This window comes from Streptomyces sp. V4I8 (assembly GCF_041261225.1).
Taxonomy (GTDB): domain Bacteria; phylum Actinomycetota; class Actinomycetes; order Streptomycetales; family Streptomycetaceae; genus Streptomyces.
In genome coordinates, this window is the sequence record NZ_JBGCCN010000002.1 from 48,819 (window position 1) to 74,228 (window position 25,410).

General features: G+C 67.6%; 17 protein-coding genes and 9 pseudogenes. 14 read left to right on the forward strand and 12 right to left on the reverse strand.

What is annotated here, in order from left to right:
- Positions 1–156: 156 nt before the first annotated feature.
- From ABIE67_RS46290 to ABIE67_RS46305, 4 genes and pseudogenes are all read left to right on the forward strand, one after another.
- Complete coding sequence (locus ABIE67_RS46290; protein ID WP_370269964.1) at positions 157–474, forward strand: transposase; 318 nt, start codon at positions 157–159, stop codon at positions 472–474.
- Positions 475–476: 2 nt separating this feature from the next.
- Positions 477–857, forward strand: a complete 381-nt coding sequence (locus ABIE67_RS46295; RefSeq protein WP_370270829.1) for an IS3 family transposase — start codon at positions 477–479, stop codon at positions 855–857.
- Positions 858–923: 66 nt separating this feature from the next.
- Positions 924–1,718 carry an ISL3 family transposase gene (locus ABIE67_RS46300; RefSeq protein WP_370269967.1) on the forward strand — a complete coding sequence of 265 codons (795 nt, stop codon included), beginning with the start codon at positions 924–926 and terminating at the stop codon, positions 1,716–1,718.
- Between the two features lie 155 nt (positions 1,719–1,873).
- Positions 1,874–2,413 (forward strand): annotated as a pseudogene (locus ABIE67_RS46305) (IS110 family transposase); the annotation flags it as partial.
- A gap of 84 nt (positions 2,414–2,497) precedes the next feature.
- Here ABIE67_RS46305 and ltrA (ABIE67_RS46310) read toward each other — a convergent pair.
- On the reverse strand, positions 2,498–3,763 hold the full coding sequence (gene ltrA, locus ABIE67_RS46310) for a group II intron reverse transcriptase/maturase (protein ID WP_370267769.1): 1,266 nt from the start codon (positions 3,761–3,763) through the stop codon (positions 2,498–2,500).
- Positions 3,764–4,348: 585 nt separating this feature from the next.
- Between ltrA (ABIE67_RS46310) and ABIE67_RS46315 the strand changes: the two are divergent.
- The 5 genes and pseudogenes from ABIE67_RS46315 to ABIE67_RS46335 form a co-directional block, all read left to right on the forward strand.
- Positions 4,349–5,005: pseudogene (locus ABIE67_RS46315) on the forward strand (transposase); the annotation flags it as partial.
- A gap of 157 nt (positions 5,006–5,162) precedes the next feature.
- The gene (locus tag ABIE67_RS46320) at positions 5,163–5,984 is read left to right on the forward strand and encodes a hypothetical protein (protein WP_370269970.1); all 822 of its coding nucleotides are present in this window, start codon (positions 5,163–5,165) and stop codon (positions 5,982–5,984) included.
- A gap of 82 nt (positions 5,985–6,066) precedes the next feature.
- Positions 6,067–6,381 (forward strand): hypothetical protein, encoded by a 315-nt coding sequence (locus tag ABIE67_RS46325; RefSeq protein ID WP_370269972.1) that lies wholly within the window; start codon positions 6,067–6,069, stop codon positions 6,379–6,381.
- 103 nt (positions 6,382–6,484) lie between these two features.
- Entirely contained in the window at positions 6,485–7,759 is a 1,275-nt protein-coding gene (locus tag ABIE67_RS46330) for an IS701 family transposase (RefSeq protein ID WP_370252079.1), read from the forward strand.
- A gap of 321 nt (positions 7,760–8,080) precedes the next feature.
- Positions 8,081–9,355, forward strand: coding sequence for an IS701 family transposase (locus ABIE67_RS46335; RefSeq protein ID WP_370269976.1), 1,275 nt, complete (start codon positions 8,081–8,083; stop codon positions 9,353–9,355).
- Between the two features lie 297 nt (positions 9,356–9,652).
- On the opposite strand, the gene ABIE67_RS46340 is transcribed toward ABIE67_RS46335, so the two are convergent.
- The 6 genes and pseudogenes from ABIE67_RS46340 to ABIE67_RS46365 form a co-directional block, all read right to left on the reverse strand.
- Complete coding sequence (locus ABIE67_RS46340) at positions 9,653–10,993, reverse strand: IS701 family transposase (RefSeq protein ID WP_370269981.1); 1,341 nt, start codon at positions 10,991–10,993, stop codon at positions 9,653–9,655.
- Between the two features lie 774 nt (positions 10,994–11,767).
- Complete coding sequence (locus ABIE67_RS46345) at positions 11,768–12,688, reverse strand: IS3 family transposase (protein ID WP_370267844.1); 921 nt, start codon at positions 12,686–12,688, stop codon at positions 11,768–11,770.
- Complete coding sequence (locus tag ABIE67_RS46350) at positions 12,681–13,004, reverse strand: transposase (RefSeq protein ID WP_370269985.1); 324 nt, start codon at positions 13,002–13,004, stop codon at positions 12,681–12,683. Before ABIE67_RS46350 ends, ABIE67_RS46345 begins: the two co-directional genes overlap by 8 nt.
- A 351-nt stretch (positions 13,005–13,355) precedes the next feature.
- Positions 13,356–14,581, reverse strand: a protein-coding gene (locus ABIE67_RS46355) for an IS3 family transposase (RefSeq protein ID WP_370270830.1) whose coding sequence is annotated in 2 segments (ribosomal slippage) — positions 13,356–14,269 and positions 14,269–14,581 — 1,227 coding nt in all. Because the reading frame shifts where the segments join, the coding sequence is not laid out codon by codon here.
- A gap of 72 nt (positions 14,582–14,653) precedes the next feature.
- A pseudogene (locus ABIE67_RS46360) lies at positions 14,654–15,229 on the reverse strand (transposase); the annotation flags it as partial.
- Positions 15,230–15,504: 275 nt separating this feature from the next.
- The gene (locus tag ABIE67_RS46365) at positions 15,505–16,461 is read right to left on the reverse strand and encodes an IS701 family transposase (RefSeq protein ID WP_370270831.1); all 957 of its coding nucleotides are present in this window, start codon (positions 16,459–16,461) and stop codon (positions 15,505–15,507) included.
- A gap of 59 nt (positions 16,462–16,520) precedes the next feature.
- On the opposite strand from ABIE67_RS46365, the pseudogene ABIE67_RS46370 reads away from it, so the two are divergent.
- Together ABIE67_RS46370 and ABIE67_RS46375 are read left to right on the forward strand one after the other, a co-directional pair.
- Positions 16,521–16,754 (forward strand): annotated as a pseudogene (locus tag ABIE67_RS46370) (IS6 family transposase); the annotation flags it as partial.
- 226 nt (positions 16,755–16,980) lie between these two features.
- Positions 16,981–17,196 (forward strand): annotated as a pseudogene (locus ABIE67_RS46375) (transposase); the annotation flags it as partial.
- Positions 17,197–17,256: 60 nt separating this feature from the next.
- Here ABIE67_RS46375 and ABIE67_RS46380 read toward each other — a convergent pair.
- Complete coding sequence (locus ABIE67_RS46380; RefSeq protein WP_370253078.1) at positions 17,257–18,690, reverse strand: IS66 family transposase; 1,434 nt, start codon at positions 18,688–18,690, stop codon at positions 17,257–17,259.
- Between the two features lie 68 nt (positions 18,691–18,758).
- Here ABIE67_RS46380 and ABIE67_RS46385 point away from each other — a divergent pair.
- Positions 18,759–19,091 (forward strand): annotated as a pseudogene (locus tag ABIE67_RS46385) (IS110 family transposase); the annotation flags it as partial.
- Between the two features lie 84 nt (positions 19,092–19,175).
- Here ABIE67_RS46385 and ABIE67_RS46390 read toward each other — a convergent pair.
- Together ABIE67_RS46390 and ABIE67_RS46395 are read right to left on the reverse strand one after the other, a co-directional pair.
- The gene (locus ABIE67_RS46390; RefSeq protein WP_370269989.1) at positions 19,176–20,168 is read right to left on the reverse strand and encodes a reverse transcriptase domain-containing protein; all 993 of its coding nucleotides are present in this window, start codon (positions 20,166–20,168) and stop codon (positions 19,176–19,178) included.
- 12 nt (positions 20,169–20,180) lie between these two features.
- Positions 20,181–20,441, reverse strand: a complete 261-nt coding sequence (locus tag ABIE67_RS46395) for a hypothetical protein (protein WP_370269993.1) — start codon at positions 20,439–20,441, stop codon at positions 20,181–20,183.
- 585 nt (positions 20,442–21,026) lie between these two features.
- On the opposite strand from ABIE67_RS46395, the pseudogene ABIE67_RS46400 reads away from it, so the two are divergent.
- Both ABIE67_RS46400 and ABIE67_RS46405 read left to right on the forward strand, forming a co-directional pair.
- A pseudogene (locus tag ABIE67_RS46400) lies at positions 21,027–21,683 on the forward strand (transposase); the annotation flags it as partial.
- A gap of 16 nt (positions 21,684–21,699) precedes the next feature.
- Positions 21,700–21,972 (forward strand): annotated as a pseudogene (locus ABIE67_RS46405) (transposase); the annotation flags it as partial.
- Between the two features lie 101 nt (positions 21,973–22,073).
- Here ABIE67_RS46405 and ltrA (ABIE67_RS46410) read toward each other — a convergent pair.
- Together ltrA (ABIE67_RS46410) and ABIE67_RS46415 are read right to left on the reverse strand one after the other, a co-directional pair.
- Positions 22,074–23,354 carry a group II intron reverse transcriptase/maturase gene (gene ltrA / locus ABIE67_RS46410; protein ID WP_370252317.1) on the reverse strand — a complete coding sequence of 427 codons (1,281 nt, stop codon included), beginning with the start codon at positions 23,352–23,354 and terminating at the stop codon, positions 22,074–22,076.
- A 705-nt stretch (positions 23,355–24,059) separates the two neighbouring features.
- Positions 24,060–25,061 (reverse strand): annotated as a pseudogene (locus ABIE67_RS46415) (IS256 family transposase); the annotation flags it as partial.
- Positions 25,062–25,410: the final 349 nt, after the last annotated feature.

Below are 25,410 nucleotides of genomic sequence, written 5' to 3' on the forward strand. Positions count from 1 at the left end.
CGTCGTCAGGTTAAGTTGCGGGGTGTGAGATGGTGCTCGTGGAGATCGTCTCGGGAGGGGCTGCTCGTGAACACGCCGCCGGGCACTGTCACGTTGTTGGGGGTGTGACCTTCCCCTCGTACCGTGGAGTCGTGACCATAGGGGTAGTTGAGGGTCATGGCGGAGAAGCGACGGAAGTACGATGCCGAGTTCCGTGAGGGTGCGGTGCGGATCGTGCTGGAGACCGGGAAGCCGTCTGCGCAGGTGGCGCGGGATCTGGGGGTGCATGAGGGCACGTTGCAGACGTGGGTTCACCGGGCGAAGGCCCGTGTGGACGCGGAGGCCCGCGGCGGGCTGGACGAGTCCGAGCGCGAGGAACTGCAGCGGCTGCGGGAGGAGAATGCCCGGCAGCGCAAGGAGATCGCTGAGCTCGGGATGGAGCGCGATGTTCTCAAGCGATCGGTGGTCCTCTGGGTGAAGGAGGCGACGAAGTGACGATGGCGGGCTTCATCGCCGACCAGCAAACCAGGCACAAGGTCCCGCACACTCTGGCCTCCCGGGCATGGGGCGTGTCCAAGTCCTGGTTCTACAAATGGCGCCGGCGCCCCGGACAGCCGACGAAGTCCGAGGTCAGACGGGCTGCGCTGGCCGAGCGGATCGTTTACTTCTTCCGCAGGTCGGGCAACACCTACGGCTCGCCCAGGATCACGCTGGACCTGTGGTCCGAGGGCTGGAAGGTCTCGCAGAATACCGTCGCCCGGCTCATGGCCGAGCTCGGCCTGCAGGGCCGCAAGCCCCCGTGCCGGCGAAGGAACCTGACCCGGCAGGGCAAGCGCAAGGCCGCCCGTGACCTGGTACTTCGTGTTGTCGACTCGTGAAAACGGTTCAGGCACGGATTTCGTGAAGTGGATCGTGCTGCTGTGCGCCGGTGACGCTCCGTCGCTTTGCCGGTCATCCTGCGGTCGTGTGAGGACTTGCTGGAGTTGGTGTTCCCGCACCTGGTGACGGTGCTGGTGGAGCACGTGATGGTGGAGAGCGGCGTCCTGCGGATCGAGGCGAGCACGAAGGACGGGACGGCGGCTGTCTGTCCGGGGTGCGGTTCGGTGTCCACGCGGGTGCACAGCCGCTACGGGCGCACGATTGCCGATGCGCCGGTCGGCGCCCGGCCCGTGGTCATCGCGTTGTCGGTGCGCCGGCTGTTCTGCGACAACGGCGACTGCGCGCGGGTGACCTTTGTCGAGCAGGTCGACGGGTTGACCAGCCGCTATGGCCGGCGAACGCCCGTCCTGCAGCACGTGATCGGTGCTCTCGGTGTCGTGCTCGCCGCTCGCGCTGTGGCCCGGCTGGCGCTGCTGCTGGGCATCGTGGTCAGCCGGATGACCGTGCTGCGCGTGGTGATGGCGCTGCCGGAGCCTGCCTGGGAGGTGCCGCGGGTGCTGGGGGTGGACGAGTTCGCCACCAGGAAGGGCCGCCGGTACGGCACCATCCTGATCGACTGTGAGACTCACCAGCCCCTGGACCTGCTGCCCGACCGCGAGGCCGAGACCCTCGCCGCCTGGCTGCGCGAGCACCCCGGCGTCCAGATCGTCTGCCGCGACCGCGCGGCGTTCTTCGCTGACGGCGCCCGCACGGGTGCCCCACAGGCCCAGCACTGTGCGGACAAATGGCTCTACCTTCTTCCTGGGTTTGCCCCAGCCGTTCGTAGGGTTGTGGCACTCAGGGGAGCCGGGTGTGGCTGACAAATGGCTGCCGTCTCGTGGCTTCAGATGCTTGGCCGCCCGGCTCCCCACGACGACTCGGCCGCCGATTGGGAAGTGCGAGGAGGTCGCTGTGTAGAGCCATGTCGGCGAGGTCGTCAGTGGAATGCGAGGCAAGAACGACCTGATGGAGCATGATGAGCCGGATATGGGCGGGGACCGACTGCGGCAAGACCCACCACCACTGCCTGGTCCTGGACAGCGAGGGCCACACGCTGCTGTCACGGCGGGTGGCGAACGACGAGCCGGAGTTACTGAAGCTGATCGGTGATGTGCTGGACCTCGCCGATGGTGACCGGGTGACCTGGGCGATGGACATGGCCGGCGGTGAGCCTGGCCTGTTGATCGCTCTGCTGGTCAACCACGGGCAGGAGCTCGTCTACATCCCCGGCATCGCGGTCAACCGGGCCTCTGACGGCTACCGCGGGGCGGGCAAGACCGATGCCGGGGACGCCCGCGTGATCGCCGATCAAGCCCGCATGCGCCGCGATCTGCAGCCGATCCGCCCTGGCGATGACGCGGGTATCGAGCTGCGGCTCTTGACCGAACATCGCGTCGACCTGGTCGCTGAGCGCACGCGCACCATCAACCGGCTCAAGGCCTTGCTGACCAGCATGTTCCCGGCTCTGGAACGGGCCCTGGACCTCGGCACGGCCGGAGCACCGCTGCTGTTGAGTCGAGTAGCCGAGGGGAGTCTCACCCCTCGGCTCTCCCAGAACGGAGCGTGACAATCTCTCGTCACTCCGCTCTTGTCATCCTGATCACCAGGCCAATGCGGCGAGCGTTGTGTCCGGCCAGTGCGCGAATATCCGCGGATACCGCTGGGCAATCTCCTGGAACTTCGCGATGGCCCTCCGCAACGGCGCCAGCCGTCGATACTTCCTGCGGATCCAACGCACCAAGTAGGCGTTGATGCGCTGAAGGAAGGGGATCAACACCCAACGGCCATAGCAACCGTAGTAGTTGAGCCACCCCGCAACGACGGGATTGATCCGCCGTGCGAGGTCCGTGAGGGTCGAACCGGTGCGGTGTTGCAGCCGCCAGGAGCGGACCTCCGCACTGATCCTCTTCAGGGCGTCCTTGCTGATAGCCGGGGAGAAGGACAGGAACGTCTGCCCACTCTGAGTCGTCCGGCTTGCTCTGGCGCGGAAGGTGTAGCCGAGGAACGTGAACTCCATATGCTCGTACGAGCCACGGCGCTTCGCGTCCCGGCAGTACACGATCCGGGTCTTGGCCGGGTGAAGTTCCAGCCCGACCTCTTCCATCCTGTTCTGGAGCGCGGCCAGCACCAGGCGGGCCTGACGCTCGGTGACGCAGTGCAGCACCGCGTCGTCCGCGTAGCGTTCGAAGGTGACGGTCGGGAACTCCCGGCTCATCCACATGTCGAACGCGTAGTGCAGAAACAGATTCGCCAGCACGGGAGACACCGGGGCGCCCTGAGGCGTCCCGCGTTCTCGTTCCAGCAGGCTGCCGTCGGACAGTTGCAGAGGTGCGGCGAGCCATCGCCGTACATACAAATTCACCCAGACGGCATCGGTGTGTGCTTCCACCGCCTTGACCAGCAGGTCCCACCGGACGCTGTCGAAGAACTTCCGGATGTCGATCTCGATCACCCAGTCGCGCTTCCAGCAGCGTTCCCGGCAGGCCCCGACCGCGTCCAGCGCGGACCGTCCGGGCCGGTATCCGTAGCTGTCGGGATGGAAGATGGGATCCACCCGTCGCATCAGATGCCGAGCCACAACGGTCTGCGCCACCCTATCGGCGACACAAGGAATGCCGAGCATCCTCATGCCACCGCCGTGGGGCTTGGGAATTTCCACCGCGCGCACCGGAGAGGGAAAGTACGAGCCCGACGACATGCGGTTCCAGACCTTGTAGAGGTTGTTCCTCAGGTCCTTCTCGAACTCGTCGATGGACTCACCGTCCACACCCGGGGCGCCTTTGTTGGCCCTGACTTCCCCCCACGCCTCCTTCACTTCCCACTTCGAGATTTCGAACGGCTTGGCCTGTGACTTCAACCGGCCCATCGAATTCCTCCCAGATACCTCTGGTTGATACGACACACTCGGTCGCGAATGACCCGGCCCCTTCGCTCCACCCCCATTACAGAGGCTTCGTCACTACTACGAGCCGGTCCGCCGGCGCACCCCGCATCGGTACTCAACCCCTTGCGGTTTCGGCCGCTTGGGGTACTCCCTCTCGCCACCCGTGCTGGGTGGACGGTGTCGGAGCACGCCTTCTCCTGTTCCATGCGAGAGCAGCAGACTGGGCTCACGTCGCCTTCATGCCGGACACCGCCTGACCAGTCGGTGGGCTCCCGTCAGGCTTATCCCGAGACAAACCAGAGTGCCTCGGTTTCGATGTCATCTGATCTGTTTTCGACACGTCAGCAGCGATTCGCTTGCGCTCGTCTTCCCAGTCCCTACCTGACACCTCTTGGATGCCTTTTCCTTATCGCTCACCACGACAGTCTTCAGCTAACGCGGCATAAGGCGGTTTAGAGCCTCCCCCCACAGGGCGACTCTGAAGGGCCAGAATCCTTCATCTCTCGCACAGCATCATTTCCAGAAGCTGCCCTACTACCAACTCCTATCCATGTTCAGGACACACCGGGCTACCAGACCCCGGCGGCGATCCGCCGCACCGGCCTGCGCCGGCTGACCACCTGGCTGGCCAACCGCAAGATCCGCAACCCTCAGGCCCTGGCAGCCAAGGCCGTCGAGGCCGCCGAGCGGCAGCACACCGCCGTTGCGGGCGAGAGCGCGATCGCGAAGATGGTGCACACCCTCGCGAGGGAGGTGATCGCCCTCAACGAGAAGATCGCCGAGACCGACAAGCTCATCGAGGGCCGGTTTCGCGAGCACGAACTCGCCGAAGTGATCCAGTCCCTGCCCGGCATCGGCACCACCCTCGGCGCCGAGTTCCTCGTCGCCGTCGGCGGCAGCCTGGACGCATTCCCCAGCCCCGACCGCCTTGCCGCCTTCGCCGGCGTGGCGCCGGCACCACGCGACTCGGGCAAGGTCAGCGGCAACTTCCACCGGCCTCAGCGCTACCACCGGCGCCTGCAGCGGGTCTTCTACACCTCGGCACTCGTCAGCATCCAGTGCGACCCCAACTCGCGGAAGTTCTACGACCGAAAACGCGCCGAGGGCAAACGCCACGTCCAGGCCGTACTCGCCCTCGCCTGCCGGCGCGTCAACGTCCTTTGGGCCCTGATCCGTGACCGACGGTGCTACCAGATCACACCCCCAGTCACCACGGCAGTTTGACTTCCAGATTGGGAAGCATGTCTGGCATAACCTCGGCGAAGCCGTCGAACGCCTCGTCTCCCGCCACCGCGCGCTTCTCCGCGACCTTGTCGAGCCCGGCCCGCCGCCCGATCCCGGGTCCGGCCAGGAGCCCGCGCCGGCCCCGGCCGACCAGGAGTTGCCGGAGCCCTACCCGCAGGGGAAGTTCCTCGACCGGCTCCGCGACACCCACGCCGCCGTCCGCGCCCAGGCCGAGCAGGGCCTGAGCCTGCGTGAGATCGCCCGCCGGCTCGGACTGGGCCGCAACACCGTCCGCAAGTACGCCCGCGCCGCCACCCCGGAAGCGATGCTGCACGGCCAGTGGCAGGACCGCACCAGCAAACTCGATCCCTACCGGCCCTACCTGCAGCAACGCATCACCGAAGGGTGTACCAACCTGTCCCGGCTTCACCGCGAGATCCAGGAGCGCGGGGCCCGCTGCAGCTACAGCACCCTGCGCGACTACGTCCGCCCACTGCGACCCGGACGCCAGCCCAACTCCGGCCGGCCGCCGATGACCCGGCCGCCCTCGCCCCGCGAAGCCACCCGCTGGATCATGAGCCACCCCGACCACCTCCGCCCCGACGACCAACTGCAACTCAAGACGCTGCTGGCCCGCTCACCCGAACTCACAGCCGCCACCAGCCACGTCCGGACTTTCGCGGCCATCATGAGCAACCGCGAAGGCGACCGGCTGCGCGGATGGATCGCCGGCGTCTGCGCCGACCAGCAGTGCGGCCTGGCCTCCTTCGCCACCGGACTGATCACCGACCTCGACGCCGTCGTCTTCGGCATGAGCACCGACTGGTCCTCCGGCCCAGTCGAGGGCCGCATCAACGACCTCAAGGCCCTCAAACGCGGCATGTTCGGCCGCGCCCGCCTCCCCCTCCTACGCAAGCGGCTCCTGCTGACCGCAGCAAGCCGCCGACCACAGACCGTGACGAACCCTCAGCGGAGCTGATCCACTTCACGAAATCCGTGCCTGAACCGAAACGAACAGAGAACGGGGAATCATGCGAATTGCAGCTCGAACCATGGGGACGGTGGCAGTCGCGGGCGCACTGCTGTTTGGCGGCGTGGTGGCGACGGCGCCGAGTGCGGCCGCCGTCGGAAGCGAGCGCTGCACCAAGAACGACGCAGATCACTGGCGCACGATAACTGACCTGGGTGTGGCGCCGATTCGTAGCGGCCCGGCCCAGGGGTACAGCGTGCGGTACACGATGGAATTTGCCCAACACTTCAGGGCGGAGTGCAGCACCGTGAACCGCCACGGGAACACGTGGTTCTACGGCAAGGGCGAGTTCCGGAGTACGAAGGGTTGGATCTACGGGGCCCGCACTGAGAAGGGCCACTTCTGACCGGCGCATAAATAGAAGCACCCGGCTCCCCGTCAATCCCTTCAGCTGTAGATCATGGTGGTTGCGGGAGTTCGAGGGTCTCTAAGCTGGGTAACTGCCGTGTATGAAGGCGGAGTTGCTGGATGTCCCGGTCGAGGTGTCGGACCGGGAGTGGGCGGAGGAGTGGGCGGGGCGGCTGGACGATCTGCTGGTGGGGGTCGGGGACCTGTTCGGCCGGGTGGAGACGCAGTGGCATGGGGAGATGTGCGTCCGGGGCCTACTGGGGCCGGTCTCGCGCAAGAACGGCTGGCAGCTGGCGGAGTGGGCCGGAGAGCGTGTGCCGTGGAACCAGCAGCACTTGCTGGACCGGGCGAAGTGGGACGTGGAGGGGGTGCGGGACTTCACCCGCCGGTACGCCGTCGCCGAGCTGGCGGACGACGGCGTGGGCGCGGGGCCCGGCGGGGCCGGGGTGCTGGTGGTGGACGAGACCGGGTTCGCCAAGCGCGGGAAGGCTTCGGCCGGGGTGGCGAGGCAGCACTCCGGGACGCTCGGCGGGGTATTCCCCTGCCAGATCGGGGTGATGTGTGCGTGGGCCACCGGTGCGGGGCAGGCGTTGATCGACCGGGAGTTGTACCTGCCACGGGAATGGACGGACGAGCCGGATCGCTGCCGGGCCGCGCACGTGCCCGAGCAGCGCGGCTTCCTGACCAAGCCACGGCTGGCGGAGGCGATGATCGAGCGGGCGCTGCCCGACCTGCCTCAGGAGCCGGGGAAGGTGTGGGTGGCCGCCGACGAGGTGTACGGGCGCGAGCGTGCGTTCCGTTCCTTCCTGGAGGAACATCGTCTGCCGTACGTGGTCAACGTGCAGGCGAACTCGCCGGTGCTGCAGCGTCCGGGCTGGCGGCACGCCGCCCGGCTGGTGGAGCGGGTCGCGCGGGAGGAGGACTGGGTCGAACTGCCCGCCGGGCCCTCCCAGTTGGATACCCGCACGTGGCAGTGGTGGGTGCGGCGACTCCCCGGCGAGGAGGAGATGGTCGATGGCCAGGCGTGGGCGCGGTGGCTGGTCGCGCGACGCCGCCTGGAGGATCCCGGCAAACGCGACTACTACCTGGGCTGGGGCCCGGCCGACACCCCGGTCGAGGAGATCGTTTTGGTGCCGGGCGCGCGCTGGCGGGTGGAAGAGGCGATCAAGCTGGCGAAGTCCGCCTGCGGGATGGCTGACTACGAGGTCCGCTCTTTCCACGGCTGGTACCGGCACGTCACCCTCGCCCAGCTGGCCGCCGCGTTCCTGGTCGGCTGCGACGCAGCCACCGCCCGCGAGAACGGCCCGCTGGCCCGGACCCGCTACGGCCAGCCCGCGCCGACAGCACCCGTCGCCGAGAGAGGGGGACCCGCCTGATCCCAGCAGCCCACCCGCCCCCGTCCGCTTCACCGCCTTCGAGATCAGGCGCCTGCTCATCTTGCTCACCCCGCTGCCCGACCGCCACCAACGCATCCGGCACGGCCTGGCCTGGTCCGCCTACCGCCGCCTCCACCAGGCCATCGCCCGTGCCTGCCACCGACGCCGCCGAGCACACGGTCACACCGTCCCAGCCGGACCCGACACACCAACAGAACTCCCGCAACCACCATGATCTACAGCTGAAGGGTCAATCCCTTCAGCTGTAGATCATGGTGGTTGCGGGAGTTCGAGGGTCTCTAAGCTGGGTAACTGCCGTGTATGAAGGCGGAGTTGCTGGATGTCCCGGTCGAGGTGTCGGACCGGGAGTGGGCGGAGGAGTGGGCGGGGCGGCTGGACGATCTGCTGGTGGGGGTCGGGGACCTGTTCGGCCGGGTGGAGACGCAGTGGCATGGGGAGATGTGCGTCCGGGGCCTACTGGGGCCGGTCTCGCGCAAGAACGGCTGGCAGCTGGCGGAGTGGGCCGGAGAGCGTGTGCCGTGGAACCAGCAGCACTTGCTGGACCGGGCGAAGTGGGACGTGGAGGGGGTGCGGGACTTCACCCGCCGGTACGCCGTCGCCGAGCTGGCGGACGACGGCGTGGGCGCGGGGCCCGGCGGGGCCGGGGTGCTGGTGGTGGACGAGACCGGGTTCGCCAAGCGCGGGAAGGCTTCGGCCGGGGTGGTGAGGCAGCACTCCGGGACGCTCGGCGGGGTATTCCCCTGCCAGATCGGGGTGATGTGTGCGTGGGCCACCGGTGCGGGGCAGGCGTTGATCGACCGGGAGTTGTACCTGCCACGGGAATGGACGGACGAGCCGGATCGCTGCCGGGCCGCGCACGTGCCCGAGCAGCGCGGCTTCCTGACCAAGCCACGGCTGGCGGAGGCGATGATCGAGCGGGCGCTGCCCGACCTGCCTCAGGAGCCGGGGAAGGTGTGGGTGGCCGCCGACGAGGTGTACGGGCGCGAGCGTGCGTTCCGTTCCTTCCTGGAGGAACATCGTCTGCCGTACGTGGTCAACGTGCAGGCGAACTCGCCGGTGCTGCAGCGTCCGGGCTGGCGGCACGCCGCCCGGCTGGTGGAGCGGGTCGCGCGGGAGGAGGACTGGGTCGAACTGCCCGCCGGGCCCTCCCAGTTGGATACCCGCACGTGGCAGTGGTGGGTGCGGCGACTCCCCGGCGAGGAGGAGATGGTCGATGGCCAGGCGTGGGCGCGGTGGCTGGTCGCGCGACGCCGCCTGGAGGATCCCGGCAAACGCGACTACTACCTGGGCTGGGGCCCGGCCGACACCCCGGTCGAGGAGATCGTTTTGGTGCCGGGCGCGCGCTGGCGGGTGGAAGAGGCGATCAAGCTGGCGAAGTCCGCCTGCGGGATGGCTGACTACGAGGTCCGCTCTTTCCACGGCTGGTACCGGCACGTCACCCTCGCCCAGCTGGCCGCCGCGTTCCTGGTCGGCTGCGACGCAGCCACCGCCCGCGAGAACGGCCCGCTGGCCCGGACCCGCTACGGCCAGCCCGCGCCGACAGCACCCGTCGCCGAGAGAGGGGGACCCGCCTGATCCCAGCAGCCCACCCGCCCCCGTCCGCTTCACCGCCTTCGAGATCAGGCGCCTGCTCATCTTGCTCACCCCGCTGCCCGACCGCCACCAACGCATCCGGCACGGCCTGGCCTGGTCCGCCTACCGCCGCCTCCACCAGGCCATCGCCCGTGCCTGCCACCGACGCCGCCGAGCACACGGTCACACCGTCCCAGCCGGACCCGACACACCAACAGAACTCCCGCAACCACCATGATCTACAGCTGAAGGGTCAATCACGGCAGCTGTAGTTCTTGATCGGTTGGTCATTGTTGCTGGTCAGGTGGTTGCTGCGGCGGTGATGTTGTTCCAGCGGCGGTGGGCTTCGGTGGCTTGCTGTTGATGGTGGCGGCGCCATGCGGACCAGTGCAGGAGGTGCTCCAGGTCGCGGCGGGGAGGGCGCAGGGCGGTGGCGCGTAGGAGTCGCAGCAGCTCGCGGGTGCTTGAGGGGGCGAGTGGGCCGCTGGGTGTCTGGGCGGCGGCGCGGGCTTGGGTGACGGCCAGGATGGCTGCGGCGAGCATGCTGATCAGGCTCCAGCGCATCCAGGAGTTCCAGCAGGTGGTCTGGCCCTCGTCCAGGCCGCAGTCGGATTTTCCGGCCTGGAAGTCCTCTTCGATTTTCCATCTGCAGCACACCACATCGACCAGGGTGGCCATGGTGACCGCGGTTGCGGAGTGGCAGCGGTAGAAGGAGAGTTCGCGGGTGTAGCGGTGGCGGCGCACCAGCAGGTAGGAGTGGCCCGGCCCGGCGCTTTCGGGGGTGTCGTCGGCGAGGACGCCGATCATGGCCCAGTCGTAGTGACGGTCGCCCTTGGTCCCGTGGCCGGTACGCATGCGCATCCAGGTGCGGCGGGGTAAGCGGGCGGCGAGTTCGGTGGCGGTGAAGCGGCCGGCTGGGGTGGTGACGCGGTGGTCGGCGCGGACCGCGAGGGCGTAGTCGAGGCCGAGTGCCCGTGCATGCCGTCGCAGCTCGCGACCGCCGTACACCTCGTCGCCGGCCAGCCAGCGGGCCGGTATCCCCAGGGCACGTACACGCTGCAGCATGGCGGCCGCGAGCTGTGGCTTGGTGGCGAACAGGGTCTCGTCGGGGACGTGGGTGAGCAGGCGGCGTTCCTCGTCGGCGGCCCACCCGGCGCCCAGGTAGAGGGCGCGGTCGATCAGCGTGTGCCCGCTTACCGAGGCGTAGGTGAGGTGGACGGAGACCTGGCACAGACCGATACCGCCGAGCGCCCCGGCGTACTGGTGGGCCGCTCCCACGTAGTCGGTCGAGGACTTCTCATCACCGGTCTCGTCCACGATCAACACCGCCTGGTCGTCCGCGAGTTCACCGGCCGCCCAGGTCATGAGCCGGTCGCGGGCCAGATCGTGGTCCCACACACCACGGGAGAGGAAGTGCTGCAGCCGGTGCGGGCCCGAGTGCCCCAGCGCCTCGCCGAGCGTCCAGCAGTTGCGCGTATCGAGCTCCATCAGCATGCCCTCGGTCATCTCCCGCGCCAGCAGGCGCGGTTCCCGGCGCGGGAAGCAGTCAGCGACCTCGGCCATCACCGCCCCGAACGCGGCCGTCCACTCCTGCCCGGCTATCGTGGCCTCCACGGCCACCTGTTCCTTGATCGTCGTCACAAACGCTCATGATCACGGTGGCCGTCCCCCTACCCTCGGCCGCCCCCGCACCCCCGTTGACCAGCACGAACACGCCAACGATCAAGAACTACAGCTGCCGTGTCTCCCTGTGGGCCATGTGGGTAAAACTGCCACTCCTTCCGCATTGGCCTGGTCGGCCAGCCCACCAGGCCAATGCACACCCCGACGCGCCCCCGCTGCGACGCGGCTGTGGCCGCCGGAGCCGACCGACAACTCCGACGGCCTCCCACCGTGCCTGCCACCACCGAGAAAACAGTGACGGGGAGAGCGGGCCGTGCCCTCCCCCGCCCCCCGTGCCGCACGGCAGTCACCGGCAACAAACCGCCACACGCAGAAGCAAGACGACCAGCTCAGAAACCGGCATCCCCGAAACCAGCCCCGGCGTCATACCCGCCGAAACCAGCCCCAGCGTCATACCCGCCCACGCCGGCACCAGCGTCATACGCCGGAGCCCCATCACCCACGGACGGCTCCGGCCACTGAGCCGGGACAGCCTCCTGCCCGGCACCATCACCCGACCCCAGCCCAGAAAGATCCTGCAAGCCCTGCCCAGACAGATCCTGCCCGGGCTGGGACTGCGCGACCGACAGACTCGACGGCAGCTGGGACTGCTGAGCCACCCCAGTCGACTGTGACCCGGCATCCGGCCGAGCCGCCAACAATCCATCCGACGCCTGCTGCCCCTCCCGCACCCGCGCCTGCTCCTGCTCCTGCTGGGCCTGCTTGTCAATCCCCTCGTTGTGTGGAGAGTTTCTAGGCGGCCAGCTCCAGGGCGGAGCCGGTCCGATGCATATGTTCGTAGTCGATCGGGCTGTGGTACTCGCATACGCTGTGTAGTCGGCGGGTGTTGTAGAAGCCGGTGATCCACGTGGCGATCTTCAGCCGGGCCTCGGTACGGGTGTCGAAGGTGTGCCGGTAGATGTATTCGACCTTGAGGACGCTGTTGAATGCCTCGCTGACGGCGTTGTCGAAACATGAGCCGACGCGTCCCATGGACTGGGTCACGCCGAGACGGCGGCAGACCCGCTTGAACCGGCGGGAGACGTACTCGCTGCCCCTGTCGCTGTGAAAGATCACGCCTTTCACGTCGCCTCCGCGGGTGGCTGCGGCCATGTGCAGTGAGGCCACGACGAGTTCGGCATCGTGGCGAGCGCCCATCGCGTAACCGAGCAGGCGGCGTGAGAACAGGTCGATCACCGTGGCCAGGTAGAGCTTGCCCTCACCCGTGACGATCTCGGTCATGTCGCCGCACCAGACTTGGTCCGGGGCATCCGCGCTGAAGTCGCGGCGCACGAAGTCCGGCGCCGCGGCCCGCCTACCGGGGCGGGTGAGCCCGCGACGCCGGCGTACCTTCCGTCCGGCCAGGCCCAGCTCGGCCATGGTCTTCGCGACGGTGTTCACCGAGACGCGCCATCCCTGCCTGACGAGCGTGATCCACACCTTCGGGGAGCCGTAGGTGCCGCCCGAGGCGTCGAAGACGCGCCGGACGGCCTCGGCCAGCTGTCCGCGCCGCACTTCGCGGGCGGTGACAGGCCTGTCCTTCCACTTGTAGAACCACGACTCGCTCACGCCCAGCACCCGGCAGGACGTGGTGTGCGGAATGTTCTTCTCGGCCTTGCAGTCGCTGATCACCCCGGCCAGCCGGGCCGGGTCCGCGGCAGCTACTTCACCCACAAGGCCATGCACTGTTTGAAGACGTCACGTTCCTCTCCAGCTCGCGGATGCGCTTGTTCTTCTCGTTCATCTCCCGGCGCAGCCGCTCCAGCTCAGCGCGTTCACCCTCCCGCAGCCGGCCGCCCGAGGCGGCGGGCGCGGGCCGGTCGGAGGAGGCCGAGCCGTTCCTCCTCCAGCGTGAGACCCAGCTGTGCAGCGTCCCCGGATGCACTCCGAGATCCTCGGCGACCTCCGGGATCGGCTTGCCCGTCTCGATCACGATGCGTACAGCACCTTCACGGAACTCGGCGTCGTACTTCTGTTGCTTGGACCCCATGAACCTCAACTTCCCCTGGTATCACGGACTCCACGCTATGAGGGGAACCTCAGCTCCTGCGACTGCTGCTGTGCTTGAGCCTGCGACTGCTGCTGTGCTTGAGCCTGCTGCTGCCGGACAGCATCGGACCACGCCTGCAACTGCTGAGCCTGCCCCTGTGACTGCGGCTGAGCCTGCTGCGCCTGGGACTGCTGGGACTGGCCCTGCACGTGGGCCTGCGGCTGCTGAGCCGACGACGAGGCCGACGCAGCCTGCTGCGACGAGGCCTGCGCCTGCTGCGCCGACGACTGCGACTGCGACTGCTGAGCCTGCGGGGCCTTCCCCCCGAGGGGTGGACACCTGTTCGTTTCGTTATGCGGCGAGTGTCAGGGTAGCTGACAGCTGTTCGTAGGCGACGGGGCTGAGCTGTCCGTTCGCCGAGTGGCGGCGCCAGGTGTTGTACCGCGTCAGCCAGCGGAACACGGTGCGCCGGCAGGCCTCGGCCCCGTCGAAGCGCCGGGCGCCCTGGAGGATCTCCCGTTTGAGGGACGCGTGGAAGGACTCGCAGGCGGCGTTGTCCGCGCTCGTTCCGACCGCGCCCATGGACTGGGTCACGCCCAGCTCAGCGCAGAGATCAGCGAATTGGCGCGACCCGTATTGCGCCCCGTGATCGCTGTGGAAGACCGCGCCTTCGAGGCTGCCGCGGGTGGCGGCGGCCATCCTGAGTGCGTCGGCGACGAGCTCGGTGCGCATGTGGTCGGCGATCGACCAGCCCGCCACGCGGCGGGAGAAACAGTCGATGACGGTCGCCAGATACAGATGCTCGCCATCGCCGCCAGGCAGATACGTGATGTCGCCCATGTACTTCTGGTTTGGCGCGGGCGCCGAGAAGTTGCGTCGGAACAGGTCCGCAACGGGCGTGACCGACGGCTCGGGGACAGTCGTACGTACCTTCTTGCGCAGGCGGAAGCCGGCGATACGGAACTTGCGCATCACGCGGGCGACCCTCTTCTCATTGATCTCCATGCCGTGTGTATCCCGCAGCTCGGCGGTGATGCGCGGGGCGCCGTAAGTGCCGCCGGAGTCGGTGTGGATGGTGCGGATCTTGCCGGCCAGCACCTCATCGGCCTGCTCGCGCTCGGCCCGGGCAGCGCGGGCCTCGCGCCCCTTGTAGTAGGTGGAGCGGGCCACTTCGAGCACCTGGCACAGTCGCGTGACCTTGAAGGTCTTGCGGTGGTCCTCGATGAACTGGCAGCGACTCACCAGCTCATCTCCGCGGCGAAAAACTTCGTCGCCTTACGCAAGATGTCCCGCTCCGTGGCCAGGGTCGCGTTGTCCTTCCGCAAGGCGGCGTTCTCCTTGCGCAGGGCCGCTAACTCGGCCTCCAGTTCTTCCTTCGTGGCCTTGCTCACCGGGGTGTCCTTCGTGTTCTTCGTGGGGCTGTCGGCGCGGGCGCGGTCGGCGCGGATCCAGTTCCGCAGCGTCTCCGGGTTGATCCCCAGATCGCGGGCGGCCTGCACGATCGTAAGGTCGGGGTCCGAGTGGTACAGCGCGACCGCGTCGGCCTTGAACTCGGGCGAATAGACCTTCATCACCATAAGTGATCCTCCTGCCAGCCCCTCACCGGGGCTGATCGAAGGTGTCCACCACTCAGGGGGAGGGTCCAGCATGGCGGCCGCGAGCTGGGGCTTGGTGGCGAAGGCGATCTCGTCGGGCACGTGCCGCAGCAGGCGCCGCTCTTCGTCCTCGGCCCAGGCGGCGGGCAGGTATAAGGCCCGGTCGATGATCGCGTGGCCGCGGTAGGCCGCGAAGGTGAGGTGGACGGCGACCTGGCACAGACCCACCCCGCCGAGCGCGCCGGAGTACTGGTGAGCAGCACCGACGCAGTCGGTGGAGGACTTCGCGTCCCCCGTCTCGTCCACGATCAACACCGCCTCGGGGCCCGCGAGTTCGCCGGCAGTCCAGGCGGCGATCCGGTCCCGGGCCAGATCATGGTCGACGGCGGCGCGGGACAGGAAGTGCTGCAGCCGGTGCGGCCCGCAGTGCCCCAGCGCCTCGGCCAGCGTCCAGCAGTTACGGGTGTCCAGCTCCATCAGCACGGCCTGCGTCATCTCCCGCGCCACACTCCGCGGCTCACGGCGCTCGAAACAGTCCGCGATCTGGTCTGTCGCAGCCCCGAGCGCTGCCGCCCACTCCTGCCCGGCTATCGTGGCTTCCGCGGCCACCTGATCCTTGATCGTCTTCACAAACGTTCATGATCACGGTGGCCGTCCACATGTCCGCAGACACCCCGGCAACAGGGCTGACCAGCAACGACGCCCTACCGACCAAGAACTACAGCTGCCGTGTCGGTTAATGCCGGTTTGCCTGGTCGTGAGAGACCATCTGATTCAGATCGTTGCTGGTAGTGGCGTTTCTGGGGTGGTCCGGTAGGTCGTGACGGGACTGGCGCCTGTGACTCTGCGTAACATGATGCCGGTCATGCACGGCAGCTGTAGATAGCTGCTTATGTGCTGTCTGGTCATGGTGTGGTGTCGGCGTATGTGTGCCTTCGGCGGTGGCAGAGGCGGGCGTGGTGTTGGTGGCGGCGGCGCCAGGTGGACCACCACAGCAGGTGTTCGGTATCCCGCCGGGGTGGCGGGAGGATCAGGGCCCGTAACAGGCGGAGGAGTTCGTGGCTGCTGAGGGGGACGAGGCCGGCTTCGGCGGGGTCGTTCCGGCTGGTCTGGGCGGTGCGTTCGAGGGCGGCGGTGACGGCCAGGAAGGCGTAGGCGACCAGGGCGATCACGCTCCAGCGGTGCCAGGAGTTCCAGCAGGTGACCTGGCCCTTGTCGAGGTGGCAGATCTCCTTCGCGTCCTGGAAGTCGTCTTCCACCCGCCATCTGCGGCATACCAGTGACACCAGTCGCGCCAGCGTCACCGGCCCGGGAGCGAAGCAGCGGTAGTAGGACATAGTGCGGGTGTAGCGGTGCCGGCGGATGAGCAGTACAGACGTCCCTCCATGGGGGTCGTGTCCGTCGGGGGTGTCGTCGGCGGTGACCTCGATCATCGCCCAGTCGTAGTCGCGGACGCCCTTTTGCCCCGTACCGGTCCGTATCCGCTGCCGGGCCCGCTTCGGCAGCCGGGCGGCGGCCCTGGTCACGCTCAGCTTCGCGGCCGGGGTGGTGACCTGGTGGTTGGAGCGCACGGCCACGACGTAGCCCAGGCCCAGCTCGCGGCAGGTGGTACGTAACTCCCGCCCTCCGTAAACCTCATCGCCCAGGAAGAACGAGGCGGATATGCCCTGCAGGCCGGCGGCACGGAGCATGCGGGCCGCGAGCTGCGGCTTCGTCGCGAAGCACAACTCCTCTGGAACACCGGTCAGCTCACGGCGTTCCTCGTCGCCGGCCCATTCCCTGGTGAAGTACAGGCGCCGGTCGATCAGGCAGTGCCCGGCGGCCGTGGCGAAGGTCAGGTGCACGGCGACCTGGCACGGCACCGTCAACTTGAGCGCGGGCCCCGTGAGACGATCTCTTCGTTGATCGTTTTGGAGAGGGTTTGCTCGTGGTCACGCTGTCGTCGTACCAGGGGTTCCGCTACCCGGTGGAGGTCATCGCGCACGCGGTGTGGCTGTACTTCCGCTTCCCCCTCTCCTTCCGCGAGGTCGAGGAGCTCCTGCTGGAGCGGGGCATCACGGTCAGCTACGAGACGGTCCGCCAGTGGACCCGGAAGTTCGGGCAGACGTACGCCGACGGGCTGCGCCGGCGCCGTCCCCGCCCAGGGGACAAGTGGCTCTACCTTCTTCCTGGGCCGACCGCAGCCGTTCGTAGGGTTGTGGGGCCCGGGGGAGCTGGGTGTGGCTGACAAGTGGCTGTCGTCTCGTGGCTTCCGGTGCTTGGCCGCCCGGCTCCCCACGACGACTCGGCCGCCGATTGGGAAGTGCGAACAGGTCGCTGTGTAGAGCAATGCCGGCGAGGTCGTCCGTGGTGCGCAAGGCAAGTACGACGACTGGAGCACGATGAGCCGGATATTGGCCGGTACCGACTGCGGCAAGACCCACCACCACTGCCTGGCCCTGGACAGCGACGGCAACACGTTGCTGTCGCGGCGGGTGGCCAACGACGAACCGGAGTTACTGAAGCTGATCGGTGACGTCCTGGGCCTCGCCGACGGCCGTGAGGTCACCTGGGCGATGGACATGACCGGCGGCGAGCCCGCGCTGTTAATCGCCCTGTGACTGGATAGGTGTCTCGGTCCGGAGGCGTGCGTGATTGCCGGTTGGCGGGACCGGTGATCAGCCGAGGGCGGGCATCCAGGGGCTGCCGCGCATGGCCTGGATGAGGACGTCGAGCATGGGCTGCTCGTGTCGGGTGGCGGTGGCCAGGTAGGTGCGGATCGCGGCGAAGTCCTGCGCGCCGTGCAGCGTGCGCAGGCAGCCGGAGACCTTGATCCGCAGCTTGGCCATCCTGATCGTCTGTTCGGCTGGGTTGTTGTCGAACGGCAGTGTGAGGTCGTGGACCCAGCGCAGGTAGTCGTTCCAGCGCTTCGTCAGCCGTCTGAACAGGGCGTGGTACTTCGCCTCGGTCTTCGAGCTGCGGGTGGCGGTCGCCTTCAGCCCGTCGGCCACCGCCTGGGCCAGCGCCCCAAGCTCACCGTCCTTCACGGACACGGCGATCGCGTCGAGCCCGTCCGCTCGGGCCTCTTCCGCGGCCTTCTTCAGGGCCAGCACGGCGTCGATGGCGCGGTAGGCCGCGCACCGGGCCTTCTCGCTGCCCCGCTCGGTGACCGCGACCAGTTCGCGTAGTACGTGTGCCGAGCACAAGGCGTGTTCGGCCTGCGGGTAGGAGTCGTAGGGCGCCCAGGCGTCGTGCATGGCGATGCCGGTGAAGCCGGGCAGTATCCCGGCCGCGTCGATGCCTTCGCGACCGCGGCGGCGGTGCACCGACAGGTGTACGAACTGGCCGCTGGAGGCGGAGTGCAGCCAGTGCAGGCACCCGGCGGTGCGGAACCCCGTCTCGTCGAAGAACGCCACCGCCGCGCCGGCGACCTTCCCGGCCACGAGACGGCCGAAGGCATCCAGCCGGCTCGCGCAAGTGCGTACCCACGAGGCCACCGTGCCCGGCGCGACGGACGCGTCGAAGAGGTCTGCCAGGGCGGTGGCGGTGCGGTCCTTGGACAGGAACTGGCCGTGCATCAGGTAGACGCCGGCGGCCGCGAGACCAGGACCGTACTGCACCGGGGCCCGCACGCCCTCGGGACCGGAGGCCTTCTCGCTCCGCCCGCACGCGCACCGGCAGGTCAGGACCTGATGCTCGGTGACCTCCAGGCCGATACGTTCGGGCAGGTCGAAGACCTGACGCCGCTCGATACCGGCCACGACGGCCCCGGCCAGGTCCGCACCGCAGCCGGCGCAAGGGCCGTGGGGCCGGTGCTCGACCCGGTGGTCGGGGTCCGCGACCTGCCGCAGCGTGATGCCCTTCTGGCCTTTCGGGCGGCCCGGCCCCCGCCCGGACTTCCCACGCAGAGACTTCGGAGCCGGTTTCGCCAGTCCGTCCGAAGACGGCGGCCTGGAAGAGTTCGCCGAGTTCTTCCCCAGCCGGGCCGTCAGGTCCACGACCTGACCCTCCAGTACCACGATCCGTTCCCGCGCCGCGGCGAGTTCCTCACGCAACTGCACCACCAGAACAGCGAGTTCCTCATAAGAAGGCGGCACAGCAGCATCAGACACGAGACAGATGATCACCGATCCAACTGACAAGATTCAACTCATCCCGCCAGGAGCACCTATCCAGTTACATCGCCCTGCTCGTCAACCACGGCCAGGAACTGGTCTACCTCCCCGGCATCGCGGTCAACCGCGCCACCGACAGCTACCGCGGGGCGGGCAAGACCGACGCCCGGGACGCCCACGTGATCGCCGACCAGGCCCGCATGAGACGCGACCTGCAGCCGATCCGCCCCAGTGAAGACGCGAGCATCGAACTGAGGCTGCTCACCGAGCGCCGTGTGGATCTCGTTGCCGACCGCACCCGCACCACCAACCGGCTCAAGGCCCTGCTGACCAGCATGTTCCCAGCCCTGGAACGCACCCTGGACATGGGCACCACCGGAGCGCTGCTGCTCCTGAGTCGAGTAGCCGAGGGGAGTCTCACCCCTCGGCTCTCCCAGAACGGAGCGTGACAATCTCTCGTCACTCCGCTCTTGTCATCCTGATCACCAGGCCAATGCGGCGAGCGTTGTGTCCGGCCAGTGCGCGAATATCCGCGGATACCGCTGGGCAATCTCCTGGAACTTCGCGATGGCCCTCCGCAACGGCGCCAGCCGTCGATACTTCCTGCGGATCCAACGCACCAAGTAGGCGTTGATGCGCTGAAGGAAGGGGATCAACACCCAACGGCCATAGCAACCGTAGTAGTTGAGCCACCCCGCAACGACGGGATTGATCCGCCGTGCGAGGTCCGTGAGGGTCGAACCGGTGCGGTGTTGCAGCCGCCAGGAGCGGACCTCCGCACTGATCCTCTTCAGGGCGTCCTTGCTGATAGCCGGGGAGAAGGACAGGAACGTCTGCCCACTCTGAGTCGTCCGGCTTGCTCTGGCGCGGAAGGTGTAGCCGAGGAACGTGAACTCCATATGCTCGTACGAGCCACGGCGCTTCGCGTCCCGGCAGTACACGATCCGGGTCTTGGCCGGGTGAAGTTCCAGCCCGACCTCTTCCATCCTGTTCTGGAGCGCGGCCAGCACCAGGCGGGCCTGACGCTCGGTGACGCAGTGCAGCACCGCGTCGTCCGCGTAGCGTTCGAAGGTGACGGTCGGGAACTCCCGGCTCATCCACATGTCGAACGCGTAGTGCAGAAACAGATTCGCCAGCACGGGAGACACCGGGGCGCCCTGAGGCGTCCCGCGTTCTCGTTCCAGCAGGCTGCCGTCGGACAGTTGCAGAGGTGCGGCGAGCCATCGCCGTACATACAAATTCACCCAGACGGCATCGGTGTGTGCTTCCACCGCCTTGACCAGCAGGTCCCACCGGACGCTGTCGAAGAACTTCCGGATGTCGATCTCGATCACCCAGTCGCGCTTCCAGCAGCGTTCCCGGCAGGCCCCGACCGCGTCCAGCGCGGACCGTCCGGGCCGGTATCCGTAGCTGTCGGGATGGAAGATGGGATCCACCCGTCGCATCAGATGCCGAGCCACAACGGTCTGCGCCACCCTATCGGCGACTCAAGGAATGCCGAGCATCCTCATGCCACCGCCGTGGGGCTTGGGAATTTCCACCGCGCGCACCGGAGAGGGAAAGTACGAGCCCGACGACATGCGGTTCCAGACCTTGTAGAGGTTGTTCCTCAGGTCCTTCTCGAACTCGTCGATGGACTCACCGTCCACACCCGGGGCGCCTTTGTTGGCCCTGACTTCCCCCCACGCCTCCTTCACTTCCCACTTCGAGATTTCGAACGGCTTGGCCTGTGACTTCAACCGGCCCATCGAATTCCTCCCAGATACCTCTGGTTGATACGACACACTCGGTCGCGAATGACCCGGCCCCTTCGCTCCACCCCCATTACAGAGGCTTCGTCACTACTACGAGCCGGTCCGCCGGCGCACCCCGCATCGGTACTCAACCCCTTGCGGTTTCGGCCGCTTGGGGTACTCCCTCTCGCCACCCGTGCTGGGTGGACGGTGTCGGAGCACGCCTTCTCCTGTTCCATGCGAGAGCAGCAGACTGGGCTCACGTCGCCTTCATGCCGGACACCGCCTGACCAGTCGGTGGGCTCCCGTCAGGCTTATCCCGAGACAAACCAGAGTGCCTCGGTTTCGATGTCATCTGATCTGTTTTCGACACGTCAGCAGCGATTCGCTTGCGCTCGTCTTCCCAGTCCCTACCTGACACCTCTTGGATGCCTTTTCCTTATCGCTCACCACGACAGTCTTCAGCTAACGCGGCATAAGGCGGTTTAGAGCCTCCCCCCACAGGGCGACTCTGAAGGGCCAGAATCCTTCATCTCTCGCACAGCATCATTTCCAGAAGCTGCCCTACTACCAACTCCTATCCATGTTCAGGACACACCGGGCTACCAGAGCCCGGCGGCCATCCGCCGCACCGGCCTGCGCCGACTGACCACCTGGCTGGCCAACCGCAAGGTCCGCAACCCCGACTCCCTGGCAGCCAAGGCCATCGAGGCTGCTGAGCGCCAGCACACCGCCGTCCCGGGCGAGACAGCGATCGCGAAGATGGTGCATACCCTGGCGAGGGAGGTGATGGCCCTCAACGAGAAGATCGCCGAGACCGACAAGCTCATCGAGGGCCGGTTTCGCGAGCACGAACTCGCCGAAGTGATCCAGTCGCTGCCGGGCATCGGCACGGTCCTCGGCGCCGAGTTCCTCGTCGCCGTCGGCGGCAGCCTGGAGGCGTTCCCCACCCCCGACCGCCTCGCCGCCTTCTCCGGCGTGGCGCCGGCGCCACGCGACTCGGGCAAGGTCAGCGGCAACCTCCACCGGCCCCAGCGTTACCACCGCCGTCTGCAAAGGGTCTTCTACACCTCCGCGCTCGTCAGCATCCGGTGCGACCCCAACTCGCGGCAGTTCTACGACAGAAAACGCGCTGAGGGCAAACGCCACGTCCAGGCCGTGCTCGCCCTCGCCCGCCGGCGCGTCAACGTGCTGTGGGCCCTGATCCGTGACCGACGGTGCTACACCATCACACCACCAGTCACCACCTCCGCTTGACTTCCAGATTGGGAAGCACATGGATGAGGTCTTCATCAAGATCAACGGGAAGCTCCACTACCTGTGGCGCGCCGTGGACCAGGACGGCAACGTCCTGGACATCCTCGTGACCAACACCCGCGATGCGAAGGCGGCGAAGCGCTTCTTCCGCCGCCTGCTCAAGGAGTGCGAGTACGTGCCGCGGGTCATCGTGACCGACAAGCTCCGCTCGTACGGGGCCGCTCACCGCGAGGTGATGCCCTCGGTCGAGCACCGCAGCTCAAAGTACTTGAACAACAGAGCGGAGAGTAGGGTCGGGGACTGGCGCGGTGGCCTGTGAGGGCTCCGTTTCCAGCCCCCGCCCGTCAAACCGGGCATGCGCTTCTCGCGCACCCGGCTTACCGACATCGTTCACCGGCTGGCATGCGCTGCCACCCTGCGTACGTTCCCGGACAGGCGGAACACCCCGAGCCGGTTGAACCACGCGCCGTCATGGCGCTTGCCCCAACTGCGGCCGGAGTAGCCGCGCTTGCGACTGTCGAAGAGCGCGAGCCGCTCGTGGACATAGCTGTCGATCGTGGAGAACTTCCCGGCCGAGTTGCCCCAGCGGAAGTACGCCGCCCAGCCCCGCAGTACGGGGTTGAGGTCGGCGACCACAGCCGTCAGCGGCCGTCCTGTCCGGCGGCGGTCGGTGGCGGCGCGGATCTTGTCCCGCAGCACCCCCATCGCCCGCTGGGACGGCCAGCGTTGCAGGTGGAACCTGCCCCGCCAACGCCACGACTCCACCTTGCGGTGGTGGAAGCCGAGGAAATCAAAGCCCTGTCCGCCTCTGGCGAGGTGGATGATGCCGGTCTTGTCCGCGTGCAGTTGCAGCCCGAGCCCGGCCAGCACCGCGCCCGCCAGCTCCCGTGCCTGCTCGGCACGTTCCCTGGTCGGACACAGGACCACGAAATCATCGCAATACCTCACCAATACGCCCAGCCGTCGTCCCTCGCCCTGCCACGCCTCATCGAGAACGTGCAGCGCAACGTTCGCCAGCAACGGTGAAATCGGTGAGCCCTGTGGGGTTCCTGCTCCTGGTGAGCCACTCCCCCCGTCCTCCAGCACCCCCACCCGCAGCCACGCCCGGATCAGCTTCAGCATCGAACCGTCCACGACGCGCCGGGCCACCTGGGCCACGATGGCGTCGTGCCGGATTGATCCGAAGCAGTCACGGATGTCGGCCTCGAGCACCCACTCCCGGCCCCGGTTCGCCTCCACACGCACGCTCTCGCAGGCGTCGATCGCGGACCTCTTGGGCCTGAACCCGTAGCTGACCGGCAGGAAGTCGGCTTCGAAAACCGGCTCGAGCACCAGTTTCGCGGCCGTCATCACCACCCGGTCCGCCACCGTGGGAATCGACAGCGGCCGCAACTCCCCCGGCCGCCCCGGCTTGGGGATCATGACCCGCCGCAGCGGCGACGGACGATACGTATGCGCCCGCAACTGCTCCGACAAGCCGCGGAGGAACTCCTCCACCCCGGCGGCGGCCACGGCATCGACGGTCACTCCGTCCACGCCGGGAGCGCCCCGGTTCGCACACACATCGGCCCAGGCCCGCCACAAGATGTCCCTGCGGGAGACGTGGCCGTACAGGGCATGGAACCGGCGTTCGGGATCTTGCTTGGCACAGCGGTAGAGCGTCCACTGCAAGGCACGAACTTTGTCCAAAGGCCGGCCGTCCGGTCGCGCGACGCCTTCCTTCCGGCGGGTGGAACTAGCCGATCCGGCACTCACCCGAGTCTCCTCCTCACACGCGATACGCATCAATGAAGCAGGGGCCCTTCGCTCCCGACGGGTTGTGTTGTCCCGCCGATCAGCACTACTACTGCCCCCTCCGACTGCCTCTCGGCGGCCCGCCACTTCCCGGCTCCACCGGTTATAGGCAGGCCCTGCTTCCCGGGCCGCAGCCCCGGGGCCGAGGAGGCCCTCTCCAGTTCCCAGGACAACCCTCCGGCCGTTCCACGCCCCTTACGCCGGGAGGTTCCTCGACGCCCGCTCCAGGATCTGGGACGTCTTCCGTGGCCTTCGCCCTGTGAGTACGGGCTCGGCTCCTCCTTGACCCGCCCTCCCGGGCGGGGGCTGTAACGACGCTGCAGACTTCACTTGATGTTGCGGACCGGCCGGTCGCGACACCCCCAAGGGATGCTCGTCGCTCCGCTTCGACACCGGCATCTCAACCGATGCCGGGAGCCCCGCTACCGGGGACCCTGGCGTCTCCCCAGACCGGACTTTCACCGGCAGGCTGCCCTGAGCTTGACATCCGGTTACATCACCCCACATCCCTTCTGATCTGCAATGATGCCCGGACTACTGGACGCACACCCGCATCAACCAGCGACCTCAACGACACCCAACCCACACCTCACATTTCCAGTGCTGGAGGGGGAAGACGGCGAACGCGGTCAGGTCTTCCTTCGCGTCCAGGAGCATTTCTTTGACCTTGGGGAACCGCTCGCCGAGCATGTCGGCGACGGTGTCCAGCTGGGCTTGGACCGCTTGGGCGGTGGGCTGGGCGAAGACGGTGCGGATGGTCGCGGCGACCATCTCGCCGGTCCCCTTGGGGATGTGTGCGAAGCAGTTGCGCAGGAAATGGACACGACAGCGCTGGTAGGCGGATCCCAGCATGACCTTGCGGATCGCCTTGACCAGGCCGCTGTGGTGGTCGGCGATGACCAGGCGCACCCCGGACAGGCCGCGCTCGCGCAAGGAGCGCAGGAACTCGGACCAGAATGCCTCGCTCTCGCTGTCGCCGACAGCGGTCCCGAGGACCTCGCGGCCGCCGTCCTCGGTGATGCCGGTGGCGATGACCACGGCCTGGGAGACGATCTGGTGGTTCACCCGTACCTTGCAGTACGTCGCGTCCAGGTAGATGTAGGGGAACCGGGTGTGGTCCAGGGGCCGGGTGCGAAAGGCGGTCAGCGGCTCGTCCAGCTCGCCGCAGATCCGGGAGACCTCGCTCTTGGATATCCCGCTGTCCCCGCCCAGGGCCTTGACCAGGTCGTCGACGGAGCGGGTGGAGACTCCGTGGACGTAGGCTTCCATGATCACGGCGTAGAGTGCCTGGTCGATGCGGCGCCTGCGCTCGAGCAGGCTGGGGAAGAAGCCGCCGGTGCGGAGCTTGGGGATCTGAAGGTCCAGGTCGCCGGCCTGCGTGGTCAGGGTCTTGTCGCGGTGCCCGTTGCGGAACGCCGTTCGCGAGGCGGTGTGCTCGTTCCACTCGGCACCGATGTGCGCGGCGGTCTCGGCCTCGATCAGTTCCTGCAGCATCCGCTCGGCCACACTGCGGACCAGCTCGATTCCATCGGACGAGCGTAGTGACCGAAGCAACCGCAGTAAGTCATCCTGGGACAGGGCCATCGTGCACTCCCATCGCTTGAACTGGCGTTTTAGCAGGGAGAGTTGCACGGTGGCCCACCCCTTGGTCAGGGAGCGGCCACCCCCATCAGGCGTGCGCCCCGGGCAGACACCCGCGCACACCCACACCTCGATCGCCTACACCACGTCGCAGGACGCCATCCGTCGCGCAGGGGCTTCTCGAAGCGATTGCGGCCTGCTCTGCGGAAGGCGGGCACTGGCTGCTCAGCTCCGAGGACAACTGCGCTCGCACGGAGGCGAGTTGGGTGCGCAGCGAGCTGAGTCGGATCGGGCTACTTCCACGGCGACAGGAGTACGTCGGTCCACGGCCGCCCCGCCGGCTCGTCGAGGG

Bases quoted from the DNA above. Each gene is read 5' to 3' on its own strand.
- ABIE67_RS46290 (WP_370269964.1), top strand. From the start codon at position 157: ATGGCGGAGAAGCGACGGAAGTACGATGCCGAGTTCCGTGAGGGTGCG.
- ABIE67_RS46295 (WP_370270829.1), top strand. From the start codon at position 477: ATGGCGGGCTTCATCGCCGACCAGCAAACCAGGCACAAGGTCCCGCAC.
- ltrA (WP_370267769.1), bottom strand. From the start codon at position 3,763: ATGGGCCGGTTGAAGTCACAGGCCAAGCCGTTCGAAATCTCGAAGTGG.
- ABIE67_RS46330 (WP_370252079.1), top strand. From the start codon at position 6,485: ATGAAGGCGGAGTTGCTGGATGTCCCGGTCGAGGTGTCGGACCGGGAG.
- ABIE67_RS46335 (WP_370269976.1), top strand. From the start codon at position 8,081: ATGAAGGCGGAGTTGCTGGATGTCCCGGTCGAGGTGTCGGACCGGGAG.
- ABIE67_RS46350 (WP_370269985.1), bottom strand. From the start codon at position 13,004: ATGGGGTCCAAGCAACAGAAGTACGACGCCGAGTTCCGTGAAGGTGCT.
- ABIE67_RS46395 (WP_370269993.1), bottom strand. From the start codon at position 20,441: ATGGGCCGGTTGAAGTCACAGGCCAAGCCGTTCGAAATCTCGAAGTGG.